General features: G+C 42.9%; 9 protein-coding genes. 1 reads left to right on the forward strand and 8 read right to left on the reverse strand.

Annotation, left to right across the window (positions count from 1 at the left end):
* Positions 1–11: 11 nt before the first annotated feature.
* The gene (locus tag ABIC84_RS05225) at positions 12–5,621 is read left to right on the forward strand and encodes an alpha-2-macroglobulin family protein (protein WP_429262873.1); all 5,610 of its coding nucleotides are present in this window, start codon (positions 12–14) and stop codon (positions 5,619–5,621) included.
* A gap of 120 nt (positions 5,622–5,741) precedes the next feature.
* Here the strand turns inward: ABIC84_RS05225 and ABIC84_RS05230 are convergent, their stop codons facing one another.
* The 8 genes from ABIC84_RS05230 to ABIC84_RS05265 form a co-directional block, all read right to left on the reverse strand.
* Positions 5,742–7,511: a glycoside hydrolase family 9 protein gene (locus tag ABIC84_RS05230; RefSeq protein ID WP_429262874.1), complete on the reverse strand. Its 1,770-nt coding sequence runs from the start codon at positions 7,509–7,511 to the stop codon at positions 5,742–5,744.
* Positions 7,512–7,761: 250 nt separating this feature from the next.
* Positions 7,762–8,352, reverse strand: coding sequence for a porin family protein (locus ABIC84_RS05235; protein ID WP_426588428.1), 591 nt, complete (start codon positions 8,350–8,352; stop codon positions 7,762–7,764).
* Between the two features lie 171 nt (positions 8,353–8,523).
* On the reverse strand, positions 8,524–9,954 hold the full coding sequence (locus tag ABIC84_RS05240) for a TolC family protein (RefSeq protein WP_426588430.1): 1,431 nt from the start codon (positions 9,952–9,954) through the stop codon (positions 8,524–8,526).
* 13 nt (positions 9,955–9,967) lie between these two features.
* Positions 9,968–10,645, reverse strand: coding sequence for an ABC transporter ATP-binding protein (locus tag ABIC84_RS05245; protein ID WP_176624504.1), 678 nt, complete (start codon positions 10,643–10,645; stop codon positions 9,968–9,970).
* 370 nt (positions 10,646–11,015) lie between these two features.
* Positions 11,016–13,418: an ABC transporter permease gene (locus ABIC84_RS05250; protein ID WP_429262875.1), complete on the reverse strand. Its 2,403-nt coding sequence runs from the start codon at positions 13,416–13,418 to the stop codon at positions 11,016–11,018.
* A gap of 99 nt (positions 13,419–13,517) precedes the next feature.
* A complete protein-coding gene (locus ABIC84_RS05255) occupies positions 13,518–15,914 on the reverse strand; it encodes an ABC transporter permease (RefSeq protein ID WP_426588435.1) in 2,397 nt (798 codons plus the stop codon).
* Positions 15,915–15,984: 70 nt separating this feature from the next.
* Positions 15,985–18,366 (reverse strand): ABC transporter permease, encoded by a 2,382-nt coding sequence (locus ABIC84_RS05260; protein WP_429262876.1) that lies wholly within the window; start codon positions 18,364–18,366, stop codon positions 15,985–15,987.
* A gap of 84 nt (positions 18,367–18,450) precedes the next feature.
* A complete protein-coding gene (locus ABIC84_RS05265; RefSeq protein ID WP_429262877.1) occupies positions 18,451–20,817 on the reverse strand; it encodes an ABC transporter permease in 2,367 nt (788 codons plus the stop codon).
* Positions 20,818–20,868: the final 51 nt, after the last annotated feature.

Raw genomic sequence — 20,868 nt, forward strand, 5'->3', positions numbered from 1 at the left:
TAAACCTATTCATGGAAAACGGATACAATCAATTCCGCAAACGCCGAACCTTAATCACTGTTGTCACTACCATTGCTCTTGCATTACTCATCATATACCTGGTAGCTCATGGCCATAAAAAAACAATAGTTGATCCTGCTTTCAGCAAGTATATCGAGTCGTATACAACTGGTGTTATTTCCAAACAAAGTCCCATCCGTATCAGGCTGGCAAGCGATGTTCAGTTAACACATCAACAAAATGAGGAAATAACCGATGACCTTTTCAACTTTTCACCAGCTATAAAAGGAAAAGCCATCTGGACAGATGCCCGAACCATCGAATTCAGACCTGATGAAAAACTTGATCCGGGTAAAAACTATACTGCCGATTTTAAATTGAGCAAACTCATTGAAGTGCCCGGCCATTTTGAGCACTTTAAATTTAGCTTCCAGGTTATTCAGCCCGATTTTACCGTGTCATTTATCGGTATGCAAACCGCCAGTAGTACCTCAAATACCGAAATGAAACTTACAGGCGATATCCAAACCGCCGATGCTGAAGATCCATCCGCTGTTGATAAACTCATAATAACCAATTATGATTCGCCGGTTAAAATAAACTGGGAACATGACGCGGCCCATAAAAACCATCATTTTACCATAACCGGCTTAACCCGTATAGCCGGAAAAGCCAGTGGGCTTGTGATTAACTGGGATGGCGGCAGTATTGGGATTGAAAAAAAAGGCAGTCAAACTTTTGAAGTTCCGGCAATTGGCGATTTCAAAGTGCTGAACATCCGTGCTGTACAGGATAACGACCAGTACGTTGAAGTGCAGTTTTCAGACAATATCTTAGTTGGACAAGAACTGAACGGCCTCGTTAGTATCAATAATATAGCCGACCCGGCTTACAGCATTGACGGTAGCCTTGTTAAAGTTTATGCCCCCGATCGAATACAGGGAGATTATACCGTAACCGTAAATGAAGGCATAAAAAACACGCTTTTAAAAAGGCTTACCAAAGGCTATACCGCTAATCTGTTTTTTGAAAATCGCCTGCCCGCCGTTACTATTCCCGGTAAAGGCGTGATTCTCCCCGATTCGGGCCGCATCATGATGCCTTTTGAGGCGGTTAACCTCAATGCGGTGGATGTTACCATTATCAAGATCTACGAAAACAACGTACCTCAATATTTCCAAAGCAACGGCTTTGATGGCAGCGCCGAACTAAGGCAGGTTGGCAAGCCTATAGCACAAAAAACTATTCGGTTAGATACTGACAAAGGCCTTAACCTGCACAAGAAGAACCGCTTTATGCTCGATCTTGACCAAATGATCCGCACTGAACCAGGTGCTATCTATCGTGTGGTTATTGGCTTCAGGCGGTCATATTCGTTATTCAATTGTAAGATCAATAGCGGCAAGGTTCAAAAAGACAATGATGGTGATGATGAAGACGGTGGCTACTACGGTGGTGAATACGGCGACAATACATCGAAAGTAAATGACGAGGACGACGACTTTTGGAAACGCTATGACAATTACTATCCGGAAGGCTATAACTGGCAGGAACGTGACGACGCCTGCACCGATTCGTACTATAGCAAACAGCGTTGGGCTACGCGCAATATCATTGCATCAAACATCGGGCTTATCGCCAAACGGGGCAACGATAATAGTATGCTGGTAGCTGTTACCGATATCCTGAGTGCTGAGCCGATGAACAATGTAGATATCGAACTGCTCGACTATCAGAAACAGGTGATCTACAAAAACACAACAGGTAGCGATGGTTTGGTTAAGTTCGATCTGAAAAGGAAACCATACCTTTTAGTAGCCAAAAAAGGCGTGCAGCGCGGTTATTTAAAATTGGACGATGGCAGCTCTTTACCCCTGTCGAGATTTAACGTTGGTGGAGAGGAAGTACAAAATGGCTTAAAAGGGTTTATTTATGGCGAGCGCGGCGTCTGGCGCCCGGGGGATTCTATTTATACATCCTTTATCCTCGAAGATAAGCTAAAAACCCTCCCGGCTGACCACCCGGTTGAGTTTGAGCTATATGACCCAAGTGATAAGCTATACAGGCGTATTGCCAAAACCAAAAGTTTAGATGGGTTTTACAGTTTCCATACCGCAACCGAAACCTCGTCCCCTACCGGCAATTGGACAGCCAAGGTTAAAGTTGGCGGCGCTACGTTTGAGAAAAAGATAAAAGTTGAAACCATCATGCCCAACAGGCTCAAGCTTAGCCTGTCGTTCGGAGGGGCATCTGAATTAACCAAGGGAAACAATGCCAATGGTAAGCTGAGTGCTCAATGGCTGTTTGGTGGTGCGGCGCAAAACCTAAAAGCAAAAGTTGACGCTTATTTATCGGCACAAAACACCAGCTTCAAAAAATATAAAGATTATGTTTTTGATGATCCTACACAGGCCTTCAATACCCAGGTGCAAACCGTTTTTGATGGCAAACTGAGCGAAACAGGCACAGCCGACGTTAATGCTAACGTTAATGTAGAAAAACAAGCCCCAGGGCAGCTTCGTGCAAACTTCCTGGTTAAGGTATTTGAACCGGGCGGCAACTTCAGCATAAACCAGGTTAGCCTGCCGTACAACGTTTATCCCGGCTACGTGGGTATTAAAACGCCGGAAGGCAGCGACCTGTCGGATATGTTGGTTACTGATAAAGACCATTTAATTGACATAGCCGATGTGGACGTAAATGGAAACGCCCTGCCGGGCAGCCGTGATGTGCAGGTTGAACTATATAAAGTGCAATGGCGTTGGTGGTGGGATCAAACCGGCAATGAAATGAGCAACTTTACCCAGGATAAGTATAATAAACTCATCAAAACTGAAACCGTAAGGCTTACGGGTGGCGCAGGGAAATGGAAGCTGCACATCAACAAAGCCGACTGGGGCCGTTACCTCATTAAAGTAAAAGATGAGCAAACAGGCCACTCAACAGGTAAGATCATTTATGTCGACTGGCCAAACTGGTCGGAAAGGTTACAATCAACAAATCCTACCGAAGCAGCAATGTTATCTTTCACTTCAGATAAACAGACTTATAAGGTTGGCGATGAGGCAACTTTGACTATTCCAACAGGAGAAGCTGGTCGAGCACTGATTAGTTTTGAAAACGGCAGCAAGGTTTTAAAAACAACCTGGATAGATACGAAAAAGGGACAAACCCGATATACATTTACTGTTGATGGAACAATGGCACCGAACGTTTTTGTTAACGTTACCTTGCTTCAAAAACATTCGCAAACGGTTAATGACCTGCCCATCCGCATGTATGGTGCTATTCCGCTGCAGGTCGAAAACCCCGAAACTATCCTGAAACCAATTATCAGCATGCCTGATAAGATCAGGCCCGAAACACAATCGGCCATTACTGTATCAGAGGCATCGGGCAAGGAAATGACCTACACCATCGCTATTGTTGATGAAGGCTTGTTAGATATTACCAACTATAAACTGCCCGATCCGCATGATACCTTTTATGCCCACGAAGCATTAGGCGTAAAAACCTGGGACCTGTTCGACTATGTGATAGGCGCGTTTGGTGGTGGGTTGGAACGCATTTTAAGCATAGGCGGTGACGGGAACCTCGGCAACAACAAAAACGTATCTGTAAACCGTTTTAAGCCTGTTGTGAAATTCCTTGGGCCTTTCCACCTCGATGCAGGTGAAAAGCAAACACAGCGCTTTATATTGCCGCAATACGTGGGTTCTGTCAAGGCGATGATAGTAGCCGGGCATAACGGTGCTTATGGAATAGCCGAAAAAGCTGTAGCAGTTAAAAAGCCTTTGATGATCCTGGCTACCCTACCGCGCGTACTTGGCCCATCCGAAAGCATTCAATTGCCGGTTACTGTGTTCGCTATGGAAAACAATATTAAATCCGTCAATATACAGGTGCAAAGCAATGCTTTCACCAATTTGGGCGGCAATAACCAAAAGACGCTGACTTTCGATAAGCCCGGCGACCAGATGGCAACCTTTGATTTGAATGTTAAGGATTTTGTTGGCGTAGGTAAAGTAAAAATAATTGCCAAAAGCGGTTCGGAAACAGCTGCTTATGATGTTGATCTTAACATTCGCAACCCTAACCCGCCGGTTACCCGCATTATTCAGAAAGAACTTGCGCCGGGCGAAATATGGAATACCGATTATCAGCCGGTTGGCATCAACGGCACTAATAAAGCCACGCTTGAAGTAGCTTACATCCCGCCGCTGAACCTTTCAAAACGATTGGATTATTTGATTGAATACCCACACGGCTGTGTTGAGCAAACTACGTCCTCGGCATTCCCGCAGTTATACCTGAACCAATTGCTTGATCTTTCGCCAAAACAAAGAGCGGAAACCGACCGAAATATCAAAGCCACCATTAACAGGCTTAACGGCTTCCAGGTACAGGGCGGCGGCTTAAGCTACTGGCCTTATGGCGGCGAAGCTGATGAATGGGGAACAAACTACGCCGGGCATTTTATGTTAGCTGCACAGGCAAAAGGCTTTAGTATGCCAATAGGCTTTATCGACCGCTGGAAAAAATACCAGAAAGAAAAAGCACTTAGCTGGGCACCACGCAAGCAGCCATACTATTACGAAGATGACCTTACCCAGGCCTATCGTTTATACTTGCTGGCACTGGCACGCTCGCCTGAAATGGGTGCAATGAACCGCCTGCGTGAGTTTGCTTTATTGAGCGACGCCGCTGCATGGCGCCTTGCTGCCGCTTATAAGCTTGCCGGGCAACCCGAAGTTGGCCTGCGGATGATAGCTAAATTATCAACCACCGTTAAGCCATACAACAGCCTTTACGGCACCTATGGGTCCGATTTAAGAGATGAGGCTATGATACTGGAAACCCTTACATTACTCGATCAAAAACAAAAAGCCGCTGGATTGGTGCACACCGTTGCTGCACGTTTATCACAGGATGATTGGTACAGTACCCAAACCACAGCATATTCGCTGATAGCATTGGCGCAGTTTTACGGCCAAAATAAACCTGCAGGCAAACTTGAATTTAACTATGCGGCAGGCAACACCAAAGCCTCCATCAGTACGAGTTCGTACTTATGGCAGGGAGCGCTGGCTGGCAACGGAGGTAAAGTTTACCTAAAAAATAACAGCAACAACAAACTGTACATTAGGTTGATACAAAAAGGCCAGCCATCATCCGGACAGGATACCAGATCAATCGTCAATCCGGATGTTTTACAGATGCGCGTTGGATATTTCTCGCTTAAAGGCAAGCCAATAGATCCATCCTCGTTAAAACAAGGAACTGATTTTGTGGCGCAGGTAAACATCAAAAATCCGGGCAAACGCGGCAGGTACGATAATCTCGCCCTCACCCAAATCTTCCCTTCGGGTTGGGAAATCTTAAACACGCGCCTGCTCGGTGATGAAGCATTCAAATCATCCCCCTCTGATTACCGCGACATCCGTGATGACAGAGTGAATACTTATTTCAGTTTATACGAAGGACAGGAATCAACCTATTATGTAATGCTTAATGCAGCATACACCGGTAAATATTATCTACCGGCTGTTTACTGCGAGGCGATGTATAATAACCAGATCAGCAGCTTATTGAAAGGACAATGGGTTGAGGTGGTGAAGTAACGATAAATTCAGACTTATGAAGTTTTAGAGACCTCGTAAGTTCTTAAAAAACAAAAAGCGCTTCTATTTAATTCTGGAAGCGCTTTCTTTTTACAGATATGGGCTAATGTTTCATTATCTCTAAGGTTGGCTTGCTAACTTTTGTTGCAAAGCCTCTAACGCATTAGCCAGATAAGCCAGCGGCGCATTCCAGTTTATGGCTATTTCATTGGCGGCGTAAGCGTGCTCATCATCAATATAAGCCTCATCGGGCACTTTTGACGGCACTTTGACACCATCCTGCATACCAGGATTGGGGCCGCCAACAAGCAGGCCTGGTATTGGGTCAACTATACCGTCAGTTGCAGAAGGCCTGTGGTGCGGATGCATTGGCGCTTTAGTACCATACCCTGTTACAAAGGAATAACCCGTGCCGTTACGGCCAAGCAGGTAGTCAAGATTTGCTAAAGCATAATCCAGGTATTTTTTATCGCCCGATAACTTGTAAGCCTGGATAAGCAGAACTCCCTCGTTTGCGGCCTCGGAGGTGCTGCCCCAGCCAAAATGCCTGGCGGATTTAGTCATCACGGTTTGATAAGCGTTTGAGTCAACCCCATTTATCATATCATCGGCAGTGTTGATAAGCCGCTTCCTGATTTCCGGTAACGCGGGGACGGTTTTCCCTGTTATATCATTTTTGATCAGCGTATAATACCCCAACAGCCTAACCTGCGACCATGTAGGTACCGGCATCCGGCTATCAGGCAAAAGATTAATATTTTTAAGATAGTCAACCTCACCGGTGCTGACTGCCAGCTCGGATGCCGCCCAGATAAACTCGTCGGTAAAGTTATTATCGCCATAACCGCCTGTAGTGATCTTCGGTTCAAACTTTTTGTTCATCTCATCCTGCCGGTAGGCCACCATCGGATTTTTACCAGCCCAACTCCAGGCTTTTTGAGCAGCATTGATACATGAATCGGCTAAACCCGGTAGCTCGTTAGGATACTGTTTAAAAACGCGGGAAGCTTGCGCCATAACAGCGGCAAAATCAAGCGTGGCCGCAGTACCTTTTTGTACCACATAACGTGGCGATGTGTCTTTATCGGGCATTTCAAACTTATCAAAAGCAGCATTGGTAAGCTTATGGTATACGCCGCCATCGGCGGGATCCTGCATGGTCAGCATCCAACGCAGGTTCCAAAGCACCTCATCCAAAACATCCGGAATTTTGTTGCTGCTTTCGGGGATATTAAGCTTAACTGTTTTCATGTAAGCGGGAAAATCCTCATATAAAGAAAGCAACGTACTTGTTGTAATGCCACTGTTCACAATATACTTGTTATAATCGCCGGCATCATACCAACCGCGCGGTGATGAGATTATTGAGCCAGCCTTCCGCCCTTCACTTTTGGCAGATGGATGGATCTGTACAACCGTATCAGGATGACCTTCGGCCCGGTGCCATTTGCCGGCATACTTTTCGGGTAACGGTGTGCCCGAGCGCATAAAATAATAGGCTTTGATAGCAGCGGCTGCCACAGCTTTATGAACCAGAGCTTTAACCTCAAAGGGATAAGAATAACCTGCAGATGGGACATAAAGTACATACCTGCCGGGCTTGCCGAACGTAGTAAAGTCGGCCAATTGAACAATATGACCGGCAAAGTTTGGTTTAAGTGATGGTTTAAGTTTACCGGTAAATACTGTTTGCTTTTGAATGGTTTGGATAAAAAAGTCGCCCCCTTTGTCACTTAAAACAATGGCCTTTTTAATGGCACCGGGGTAAAAGCCAATTTGAGTGAGGCGGATCGGCCTCGAAGTTGTATCGGTTTGAGCAGAAGCATTGTTTCCTATCAGCGATAGCGCAAACAAAAATTTGTAAAATGAGATTGAAAGGTATTTTTTCATCTGCCCTGAATTTTAGGAAACGTCCGAAACCCGCGTTTAAACAGATAACTGACGCATAAATGGCAGATAAATATAGGTGTACATTGTACAATAAGTATAATACTATTCTATCAAATAAAAGCTAAAATATAATACTATATATACAATCGATTGCGTAACTAAACAATAAGAAAGTTTACACTCCGATCTAACGCAAAAAAGACCCGCCGTTACCGGAGGGTCTTTCAGTATTTCTTGAGGGACTGGGAAATTATAACGAGAACAATTTATAAGCAACAGCAAGGCTAAACAAGCTAACACGTGTGTGTGAATTATCGTTGCCATAAGCTATTTTATTTAAACCACCTTCGTAACGAAGATCGATAGACAGGCTACTGATATCAACACCTGCGCCTACCTGTATTGCGTAGTTCGCGTCTTTATACCTTAAAGCTGTTGCATCATTAAATGCGTCCCTATCTCTTCCGGTTGTAAATGAAAGCACCGGCCCACCATAAAACCTTCCACCTAAACCTAAGGCACCAACTTTAGCACCTACAAGTAATGGAACATCAAAACTTTTAAAGCTTTGTTTATTTGAAATACCTCCATTATTTACAGTTACGCTTTTATTAGTATAATAAAGTTCGGGTTGAAAAATTAGGCCCAGGCCACCTATTCGTGCCCATGCACCAGCCTGGTAACCTGCTTTATTATCGTTGTTAAAAACGCCGTTTGAGGGAAACGTTGAATAGTTTAAACCGCCTTTAAGGCCGAAAGAAAAGCTCGGGATTACCTGGGCTTTTGAAACGCCAACTGACAGTAAAAAAATAGATAAGGAAAGTAAAATTGCTTTTTTCATTTTTTTAGGTGTTTGAATGATGTATTAAGTCTTGGCAAACCTTAACGTTTGCAAAACCGCTGCTAAATTAGAAATATCCGGCTAAACCCAACTGATAATTCAGTAAAGTTTAACCGGATATTTAACTTATAATTTTTAATAAAAGTATAGGCTTTATTAGTCTTGTCGCATTTACAACGCTAATTTGCCCTGGTAATAATCAAGTATTTTGTTATAAATGTAACAGTCATACCGGGCATTGATCATGTTTATCTTTGATTTATCAAGGTTATTTTTCGCTACTACATAATCAACCGAAGTTAAAACACCCGCATTGAACCGTATTTCGGCAGTACGAAATGATTCGGCATAGGCTTTAACCTGCTCAAGGAGCACAGTATACCTGTTATAGGCCGATGTCATGTTAAGATAAGCCTGTTCAACATCCTGTTTCAGCTTAATTTTAGTATTTTCCTCTATGTATTTATAATTGAGCAAATCGATCTTTGCTTTGGCCACCTTATTGTGATTTTGGAAATAATTTAAGATCGGGATCTTTAGACTTACACCAAACTGTGTACTGTAATTATTTTTAAACTGATCATAGTAGCCGATATCCTTATTGACGTAATTAGCCTGCGTAGTTAAAACTGGTTGCTTACCACCTGGCGTATTTATAAAATCACCTGTTTTTACTGTTGATGAATCGGTGAACACTGAGCTTTGCGCAGCGCTTGAGTAATTGGTATACAAACCGCCATATAAAGAAACATTTGGCAGCAAAGCTCCTTTAGCTACACTAACAGCCTTTTCGGCGCTTTGCCGGCGAAGCGTGGCGGCTTTAACTAGGGCCAGTTGCTGTAAAGCTGTATCGTAAACCTGATCGGACGTGAGCACAGTTTGATTTGCCACGTCCTGTGCGTTAATTGGCTGCAATACGATATTTTTATTGTATGGGATATTAAGTATTTGCAGTAAACTTAATTTGGCACTTTCCAGCGCACTGTTCGCTGCAACAACATTCAGCTTATTATCGCCCAGCGTACCCTGCAGATCGTAAAGGTCGGACGGCAATTTATTAGCACCGTCCTTTTCTAAAACAGTTAACCTTTCAACCTGCTTTGCCGAAACATCAACCTGGTTTTTAACCTGTGCCAGCAACTCCGTATTATCCAGTACAAGCAAATAGGCAGTAATCACATTTATAGTAACCAGATCTTTAGCCTGCTGCAAATCCATTTTACCGGCCTGGTAAGCCAACGAAGTTTGCTTGATAGCATTTACGTTTTGCAAACCGCCAAAAAGCGTAAGATTCGACTCGAGACTGTAGTTGCCGTAAGTTAATGATTGATTTACATAGGTATTTGTAAAGGGGTTAATATTACGCCCCTGGTTTATACCATGGTTTATATTAGCGTTTAAAGTTGGCAGCATATTTTCTTTGGCCTGCATAAAATCAATACGGGCACTTTGAGCCTTTAATTCGCTTTGCTTTACATCAAGGTTATTTTTTATAGCAATATCAATGCACTTCTGCAACGAAAGTGATGTATCAGATTGGGCAAACGCTTTTGCCGACGACAACGTAACAAGGCCGAGAAATAGTAATTTATAGTATCGCATTTTATTATTGAGTTCAGAGTTTTCTTGATGAATCAATCCGGCCATCCAGCAGATCGATAATGCGCGAACCGTATTCGGCGTTTTTTTCGGAGTGGGTAACCTGTATAATGGTTACGCCGTCTTCCTTATTTAGCTTGCGGAACAGCTCCATGATCTCCTCCCCTTGTTTTGAGTTAAGGTTGCCTGTAGGCTCGTCGGCCAATAATAATTTAGGTTTGGCAATAAGTGCCCGGGCTATACCTACCAGCTGCTGCTGGCCGCCCGATAACTGTGCAGGGAAAAGATCTTTTTTGCCTACGATGTTAAAACGGTCGAGCATATCAGCAACCATTGCTTTACGCTCGGCACTTTTAAAATCCTGGTAAATAAGCGGGGTTTCAATGTTTTCGTAAACGGTAAGTTCATCAATTAAGTGATAAGCCTGAAAAACGAAACCAATGTATTGCTTGTATAAAGCCGAGCGCTGTTTTTCCTTAAGCTGATGCACTGCATGGCCTTCAAAATAATGATAACCATCAGATGGTTCGTCGAGCATACCGATGATATTGAGCAGTGTTGATTTACCCGAACCTGACGGTCCCATAATAGAAATAAATTCGCCCTCATCAACCTCAAGGCTAAGGTCATTAAGGATGATGTTTCTATTGCCCCCTACCTGGAAATACTTTGAAATATGTTGCAGTGATAACATTTTTAATTATTGAATTAGTTTGTTAGTAAATAAATGAGTTAAACAATAATACTCATCATTTTGCGATTAACATATCAATAACATACCAAAGTTATATCTAACTAACTATCAATACGTTAAATCATCTTATCAAAACATTACTGTACGCTTACGTAACAAGGTGCGTTCGGTTATGATACAGTGTTTTTTGAGGTGAAAGGTAAAAGGCGAAAGGTAAAAGGCTTTTTTTATCGCAACCAGGTAGTGGCGGCGGATCCAAAACTTCGGTGTTCTGCAGACCTTAATTAAAACAAAAAGCTGAAAGATATATTTAGCATTACATCAACGTTCATATCCCTTTCAGTTTTCGCCTTTTCCTTTCTCCTAAAAATTAATCTCCCGAACGCAAGCTTTTAACTGGATTAGCAAGTGCAGCCTTAAGTGATTGCAAACTCACGGTAATAAAAGCGATAAGTATTGCCGCCGTACCTGCTGCTATGAATACCCATATTTGAATGCTGATCTTATAAGCAAAGTCCTGCAGCCATCTGTGCATAACATACCAGGCTATTGGTGAGGCGATGATAACCGATACGATCACCAGTTTCAAAAAATCGCCGGAAACAAGTTTTACTATACTGAAAACACTCGCACCTAAAACTTTGCGTACACCAACTTCTTTTACCCTTTGCCTGGTTGAAAATACTGCCAGCCCGAATAAACCCAAACAGGAAATAAAAATGGTAACCAAAGTAAATGCTGTTAGTATTGAACCTGTGCGCTGCTCAACCTTATACATGTCATCAAATTCCTGGTCGAGGAAGTGATATTCAAACGGCGTGGCCGGGTTAAAGGCGGCCCATTTTTCTTTTACTGCAGCTATAGTTTGACCAATATCATTTCCGGAGGTTTTAATGAGTATTTTACCAAAATAATTTTCAGTAAATATCACAATTGGGGTAACTTCCTGATGCAGGGACGCAAAGTTGAAATTTTGTGCAACGCCCCTGATCTCGCCGGTACGGCCGTTTAGCCCAATATGTTTGCCTATCGCCTCTTCAGCTTTCCAGCCCAAAGCTTCAGCGGCCTTTTCATTGATGATAAAACCATAATAGCGCTTATTTTGATCGGGATCGGTAGCGCGTGCTTCATCGGCATTGGTAAAATCGATGCCTTGAACCAGTTTGATACCAAGTGTTTTCAAAAAATTCTTTTCTACGGGCAGCGCGGTTACCGAAAGATTATAGTCGCTGTTTTTGCCGTCGGCCTTGTTAATACTATATCCGCCGTGAACATCAACCGGCGAGTCATACGACGCCGTAGCACCAAGCACTCCCGGCAATTGAGTTACCGCGTTATTAAATGATTGGACCTCTTTTAACGATTCACCACCAAGATCCAGTACCATTACCTGCGACCGGTCGATACCGATATTTAAATGCTGAATGTATCTCAGCTGGCTGCCGGCTATAACCGTACAGATCATAAAGAACACAGATACAACAAACTGAACTATAACCAACGATCTGCGTAAAGCTTTACCACCTGTTGTATTTGTAAGTTTTCCCTTTAAAGTGACAATGGGGTTAAATGAAGATAAATATAGCGATGGATAAGTCCCGGCTAAAAAAGTTACCGTTACAAACAAGGCGGCCACGGCCATGATAAGCCATGAAATGTTCCACGTTTGAAAACCCAATTGCTGCCCCGAAAAATCGCTAAACCATTTAAAACTTATATTGGCCAAAAACAAACCACCTAACAGCGATACAAGCGTAATCATCGCCGACTCGATAATGAACTGAACAAAAAGCTGGGTGCGGGCTGCACCCATTACCTTTCTTACCCCTATTTCATGACCGCGCTCAATGGCTTTCGCCGTTACCAGGTTTAGGAAATTAACACATGCAAGCAGCAATAAAATAACAGCAACCGCGCCTAAAATGTAAATATATTTGATATTGCCGGATGGGGTTAGCGGGTATGTAGCTGCCGATTTCAAGTGAACATCAGTTAAGGGTTCCAACTTGAACCACATTTTATGCCCCTGCCTAAAATCATCTTTAAACAGCTCGGCTACGTAGTTGTTCATTTTTTGCTCAACCGAGGCCATATTAACACCCGGTTTTAACAGCAGGTACGAATAATCATTAGCCGAATCCCATTTGCGTGTTTTAGCATGTTCCGAGCCGGCATACGAGCCAATCATATCAAATTTGATCTGCGAGTATTCGGGCACATCTTCCACCACACCGCTAACCATCATGTTTTGCTTGTTATTAACCTTCAAAACCTTGCCTACGGCATCCTCGTTGCCGAAATATTTTTTTGCCGTAGAAGCGGTGATCACCACAGCCGACGGGTCTCTAAGCGCGGTAGCGGCATTACCTTTCAAAAACTTAAAGCTGAAGATCTTAAAGAAAGGCTCATCAGCTAAAAAGAACCGTTTTTCGTTAAATAATTTGTCCTGGTATTGCACCGGGTTGTTATACCGGTAAATCCGTACACCATCCTCAATTTCCTGTAATTGCTGTTTAAATACGGGCACAGGCGCAGTTGGCGTTACCGATACTGATTTAGCTTCAGCATCGTCTGATGATTTATAGTTATAAACCATACGGACTATCCTATCGGCTTTTACATGAAACCTATCGTACCGTAATTCATTTAACAGGTAGGTAGCTAACAATATAAAGCAGCCTATTCCAACTGCCAATCCCGCAATACTTATGAGTGAAGTAACCTTGTTAACAATTAGGTTACGCCATGCTGTTTTTATATAGTTTTTTATCATAAACCCCTCCTAACCTCCCCAAAGGGGAGGAATTGTTATATCTTTTATAAGCTTTGATTTTTTTTAAAGCCCTCTCCCTTGGAGAGGGTTTGGGTGAGGTTACTCGCTCCTTAAACTCTTAACCGGGTTAGCTACCGCCGCTTTAATTGCCTGGAAACTTACCGTTGCAAACGCGATAACCATCGATGTGAGCCCGGCGACGCCAAATACCCACCAACTGATATCAATGCGGTAGGCAAAGTCCTGCAGCCATTTGCTCATCACATAAAATGCGATAGGCCAGGCAATGACATTGGCAATTAGCACCAGTTTTACAAAATGGCCTGAAAGCAGCAATACAATATTTTGTACTGATGCACCAAGCACCTTGCGTACCCCAATTTCTTTGATCCGTTTTTCGGCTGAGTAAGATGCCAGGCCGAACAGCCCCAAACAAGATATGATAATGATAAGTCCGGCTAAAATACTTACTACTGTACTTACCTGGTTATCAACGCTGTAAACCTCATTAAAATGATCATCCAGAAACTGGTACTCAAATGGCACGCCCGGAAACTCCTTATTCCAGGTTGACTGGATAAACGCGATAGCTTCCTTAGCCCTGCTTCCATTAACTTTAACCGACATTTGCTTAAACCCCTTACCATTTACTAAAAACAGTGTTTCAATTTTATAATGCAGGGAATTGAAATTGAAATCTTTGGCTATGCCGGTAATCACCCCTAACGAATCAAAACCAAACCTTTGGCCCAATAACGATTCCATATTTTTCCCTTTATGATCTTTAAGCAATTCCTTAGCCAGCGCTTCGTTGATGATATACTGTTTCCAAACGGTCGAAGTATCGGTAGAAAAGTTTTTACCCATCAGCAGCTTTATCTTGTACAGATCGAGGTAATTATTATCAACCACCAGCAATGTTGAAGTAAGCTGGCGCAAGGGCGAATCACCGAGTTTGAATGAGATACCTGTTTGATCAAGGTGGCTGCCTAAAATATCCTGCGATGCGGTAACTCCCTGCACCATCGAGTTGGAAAGCAGCTCCTGCTTAAACAAATCATATTTATTTTGCGGGATAAGGCTTAACGGGACATTAACAATCTGATCGCGATTAAAGCCAGGATCTTTTTTTTGCATAAACTTAAGCTGCCTGATAACCAATACGGTAGCTATCATTAAAATTACCGCACTTGTAAACTGGCCAACAACCAAAATATTACGTAGCGGTACCTTATTACCACCGGCTGAAGTCAGAGCTCCTTTCAATACCTTAACAGGTTGAAACGACGAAAGGAAAAGCGCCGGATAGATCCCGGATACAATACCTACAAGTACCGTACTTATAAACACTACTCCGATAAGCATTTTATTATCATGCAGGGGCAAACTGATATCACGCTGGCTTAAACCGTTAATAAAAGGAATGGCAAGGGTCACCAAAACACAGGCAAAAACTAAAGCTATCAGAGAGAGTAACACCGTTTCGCCCAGAAATTGCATAGCCAATTGAAAACGCCCGGCACCGATAGACTTGCGTACGCCAACTTCTTTTGCCCGCTCTGATGAGCGCGCGGTTGAAAGGTTAATGAAATTAATACAGGCTATCACCAAAACAATGATACCTATAACTGTAAACAGGTTGGTGATATGTTTATCAAATTTTTGATAATTGATATAGTCCAGCCCTATATCGGCCGAGTTAGCGTGAACATCTTTCAGGGACAATAGGAATAGCTCATAATTTTTAGGACCGTCTTTACCTTTATACTTTTGAAGATAGGCCGGAAATTTCTTTTCAAGTGCGGCAATGTTAGTACCCGGTGCCAGTTCAAGGTAAGTATTTAACCAGTTGCCGCCCCAATTGGTAAACATCCATGGTTTATAAATACTGCTAAACGAAAACAGGCAATCAAACTGTAATTGCGAGTTTTTAGGCACATTTGCCAATATCCCGGTAACTGAATAAGTTATGGTATCCTGCCCGTAATTGGTTACGGTTTTACCTATCGGGTCGTCATTACCAAACATACGTTTTGCGGCATCTTCGGTTAATAAAACGCTGCGGGGTTTTAATAAAGCGGTGGCCCGGTCCCCCCTTAACAGTTTAAAGTCAAACATCTTTAAAAAAACCGAATCCACGAAGAATACCTGCGGCATATACACGCGTTTCAGCCCGTTGTTGAGCGGAAACTTTTGCTGCCAGCGTACCCGCGTAAAGTTTTTTACTTCCGGAAAATCGGCCTTAAGAGTCGGTCCCATCGGGAACATGGATAACGCAACCTTTTGCGATGCGCCCATCCCCTCAAACTTTTGTACTTCGTTTAAGCGATAGATGTTTTTAGTGTGCAGGCTGTCGAAGCTTTTTTCGTAATAAACAAACAACGTGATCACTATGCAGGCTGCTATACCCACAGCCAATCCAAAAATGTTAATAGCCGAAAAAACCTTGCTTTTCCAGATATTGCGCCAGGCGGTTTTAAAATAATTTTTTATCATTAGTTTATCTCGTTTAGGTCATTTTGCCCCGCATTCCATTAATAAGACGAAAGCAGTGGCTTAATGACAATTATTCGGAACGTAAACTTTTAACAGGGTTGCTTAATGCTGCTTTTATTGCCTGGAAGCTAATGGTAGCTACTGCCACCAAAACGGCTAATACACCTGCCAGCACAAATACCCACCACTGAATATCTATACGATAGGCAAAATCTTTGAGCCATTGATGCATAAAATACCAGCCTACCGGCATGGCTATTAGACAGGATATCACTATCAGCTTTAAAAAATCCAGCGATAGCAGGTTAACAATACCCGGTACCGACGCGCCAAGCACTTTGCGGATCCCTATTTCGCGGGTACGCTGCAGCGTGCTGTACGAAGCCAAACCAAGCAAGCCCAAACACGAAATGAATATGGCGAGAACAGCGAAGTTAAAAAACAGCTTGCCAAAACGCTGTTCCGCACGGTATTGTCTGTCAAAAAACTCATCTAAAAAATAAAACGAGTATGGCCTGTTAGGGATAAATTGTTTCCATTTTCCTTCTATTTGCGCCAACGTGCTATTCAGATTTTTGGGGGAGACTTTTACAGTTATGAGATCAAGGCTATGCAGCTCGATGCGCATGGTAAGCGGCTTTATTACCTCCTGTAACGAACGGAAATGAAAATCTTTCATCACACCTACTATTTTACCTTCGCGCCCCCATTGTTTAAACCGGCGGCCGATAGCATCTTTAGGAGAGCTATAGCCAAATAATTTAACAGCGGCTTCATTGATAAGCATGGCCTGGGCGGTATCAGTACCAAATTCACGTGAAAACGAACGACCCGCGACCATCTTTATCTTAAATTGGTTTACATAGTCATAATCAACAAAATACAGATCAAGATTAGCTATCTGCAAATCGCCGCTTTTATTTTCTATCTCGGAGTAAGCCCCGTTATTTCCACCTCCCGGGATACTGGAAGCAGATGCCGTTGATACTACGCCGGGAATTGAACTGATAGCATTTTTTAGGGATTCTTTAGCAGGATCGCCGTTGGTGTTGAGTACAACCATTTGTTCTTTATTAAAACCAAGATCGCGGTTTTGCATAAAGCTCATTTGATTATAAACTACGATAGTGCCAATAATAAGCGTTATGGAAATACTAAACTGAGCAACAACAAGCGTTCTGCGTAAAATCCCGCCCTTCCTGCTTCCGGAAAAACGGCCTTTCAAAACCATCACCGGTTTAAAGGATGATAATACCAATGCAGGATATAAACCGGCAAGCAGGCCGATTAAAATCGACGTTACAAACAGAATAATTACATAGTACCAGTTTGAAAAGATGCCGGAGCTAACAGTTTTACCAGCCAATTGATTAAACGCAGGCAACAGCAAAGCAGCTATACCAAGCGTAAGTAAAAAAGCTATGATACAAAGTACCACCGATTCGCCGATGAACTGGCTTGCAAGCTGGCCCTTTTCGGCGCCCACAACTTTACGGATCCCTACTTCTTTGGCGCGTTCAACCGAGCGGGCTGTAGTAAGATTAACAAAGTTGATGCAAGCTATCAGCAAAATAAAAACCGCGACAATGCTAAATATATACACATTGCTAATGCTTCCAACTTCCTGTCCACCTCTTTTTGAGTAGAGGTAGGTGGATTTTAAAGGTTCAAGCATGAGCGTATAGGACATCTGGCTTTTCTTCATTCCGTCCCCATCGCGACTTTGCAAAAAGGCAGGCATTTTAGCTTCAAGAGCCTTTGGGCTTGTACCCGGTTTTAACAAAAGATACGTTGTAGCGCCGAAATTGCCCCATTGCCCGTCAATTCCTTTATTAAACTTTTGGGTTAACGACGTCATTGAAATGATCATATCGGCTTTGATTTGCGAGTTACCAGGAAAATCCTTCATAATACCGGTAACTGTGGCAGGTATGGCATCGCCGGTAATTAATACGGTTTTGCCAATTGGGTCAGCACTGCCAAAATATTTTTTCGCGGTAGATTCGGTAAACACTATCGTAGCGGGCGCGGTGAGTGCAGTCCTGGGGTCGCCTTTAACTAATTTAAAATCGAAGACCTTAAAAAATGTCGAATCGGCGAACATGGAGTTTTCCTCCTGAAATTTTACATCTCCCCTGCGTACCAAAAAACTGCCGCCGCTGGTGCGTACAAAGGCTTCTACTTCGGGCAGGTCTGCTTTAATATTGGGTGCAAACGCCCATGATGTGCTGCTGGTATTAATAGTTTCGCTCGGGGTTTTGATATCAGTTACCAAACGATAGATCCTATCGGCGTTTGTGTGAAAGTTATCGTAACTCAACTCAAAGGCCACGTATATAAAAATGAAAAAACAGGCCGTTATCCCGATGGATAAGCCAGTAATATTGATAAATGAAAAGCCCCGGTGGCGCCAAAGGTTCCGGAGGGCTATTTTAATGTAATTTCTGATCATATTTTTTATTTTTTAATGTCATGGTCATATGGTCATTTGTCTTACCCGTTGTAACAACACAAAGCAAACTGATACAATTACCCATTATTCAGAACGTAAACTTTTAACCGGGTTGGCAATCGCGGCCTTAATAGCCTGAAAACTGATTGTTGTTAGTGTGATGACAATAGCTGCCGCTGCCGATATAATAAACACACCAGGGCCAACGGTTACCCGGTAATCGTATTTTTGTAACCACCCCTGCAAAAAATAAAACGCTACCGGCGATGCTATCATGCAGCTGATAAGCACCAGCAACACAAAATCCTTCGACAGTAAAAACCATAACTGGCTTACAGTTGCACCTAATACCTTACGTACACCTATTTCCTTAGTGCGCTGCTCTGCAATGTACGCGGCTAAGCCAAACAGGCCGAGGCACGATATAAAAATTGCCAAACCCGCAAATATGCCCGCAAGTTTGCCCACCAATACCTCCTGACCAAACTTGCGGTTATAATCATCATCTACAAAGCGGTAGGTATACGGATAAGCAGGGCTATATTTTGAAAACACCTGCCCTATTTTATCAATGGCGCTGTGCGGGTTTACTTTAGGCGAGAGGCGGTAGATCATGTTTTGATGCGGATCGTTATTATACACAAACATGGTTGGGTCGGCCTGTGCAAAAGGCGATAACATCAACGCGTTTTTAACTACACCAATTATTTTGCGCTGCTTGCCACCATAAGTAATTACCTGGCTAATCGGATCACCTTTAAGCCGCAGGCGTTTAACTGCTGCTTCATTGAAAATGACATTCAATGAATCGGACACCACATTATTATAATCTCTCCCGGCAAGTATTTTCATGCCTACAGTCTTGAAATAATCGTTAGCTACAGCTATTACGCCCATTTCAACGGTTTCGCCAGCCATTTTTCCGGGCCACTGATCAAGATTATTGTGCATGTTAATATCTGTGATGGCGCTTGATGCTGTGGAGATACTTTCAATCACGCCGCTTTGCAGTAATTCATTTTTAAAAGCAGAATAATGCTTGCCCAGGTCTTCGTTGGCATTGGTGGCTATTAACCTATTAATATCGTATCCTGCCGGGCGGTTTTTTGCATATTGAATTTGCCTGTAAATAACAACTGTGCTTATGATCAAGGCTATTGAACAGCTAAACTGCATCACTACTAAAACTTTACGTGAATACGATGCTGAGCGGCCCACCTGAATTGTACCTTTTAATACCTTAACCGGATTAAATGACGAAAGATAAAACGCAGGACGACTACCGGCCACCAAGGCTGTAAGTAATACGCACCCTATGGCAATTAGCCAAAAAATTGCGCTGTTAAAAGGGATGGCAATAGTAGTACCGGTGAGCGCGTTAAACGGCTGGAGTGCTATCTGAATAAAAAGTATTGAGCAGATAAAAGAGATCAGCGTGATCAATGTGGATTCTGTCAAGAACTGGAATATCAGATGCTGACGTTGTGATCCGATAGCTTTACGGATACCAACCTCGCGTGCGCGTTTTTCAGACCGAGCAGTTGTGAGGTTAATGAAATTCACACAAGCTATCAGCAGTACCAGCACACCAACAATGCTAAAAGTGCGTACATAATCAATAAAACCGCCTGCAGCGACTCCATTTTTATAATCGGAAAACAGATGCCAATCGGCCATGGGCTGCATAATTACGTCGGAGTTTTCGGCATTAATATTTTTTTCGCCTTTTTCGATATGAAGGATCTTTGGGGCCAGTTGCGTGTACGTTACACCTGGTTTTAGCGTTGCAAACAGCTCGAAGCTATTGTTCCCGAAGCTATCGTGAGCACCTTTCATGTAAGGCTGTTGCTCCATCAAACTGAATGGAATAACATATTTAAATTGAAGCGAAGAATTCAACGGTACATCCTGAATCACGCCGGTAACCTTTAAATTGTAGTTGTTATCAACCTTAACTACCTTATTGATCACATTCCCGGTGCCGAATAAAGCGAGAGCAGTAGTTTTGGTCAATACAATTGAATATGGATCATTCAAAGCGGTTGCGCGGCTTCCTTGTAAAAAATTGTATTGAAAAATTTTCAGGAAATCGCTACCTGCCTGCACACCATCAATAGATAACTTTTTATCGCCTACCATTAGCCCGTGTGTGCCACCCCAATCTGTGGGTGCTACATATTCTATTTCGGGCATAGTTTTCAACACATCTGCCAGTTTTAGCGAGGTTGAACTAAACGTTAATGTTTCGCCATTACTGTTAAAATTACGGCGTACCTGGTATACCCGATCTGCATCAGGCAAAAACCTGTCGTACGAGTACTCATTTGCAACCCAAAGCGCTATTATTAAGGCAACAGCCATCCCGGCTGCCAATCCCAAAACGTTTATAGCCGTATAAGCCTTATTTTTAGCGATGTTTCGCCAGGCTATTTTGATATAATTTCTAATCATCACTTCTACCATTAGGTCATTAATCATTGAGTCATTGGCCTCGCGAAAAAA

Source organism: Mucilaginibacter sp. 3215 (assembly GCF_050433785.1).
In the GTDB taxonomy this organism is placed as follows: Bacteria; Bacteroidota; Bacteroidia; order Sphingobacteriales; family Sphingobacteriaceae; genus Mucilaginibacter.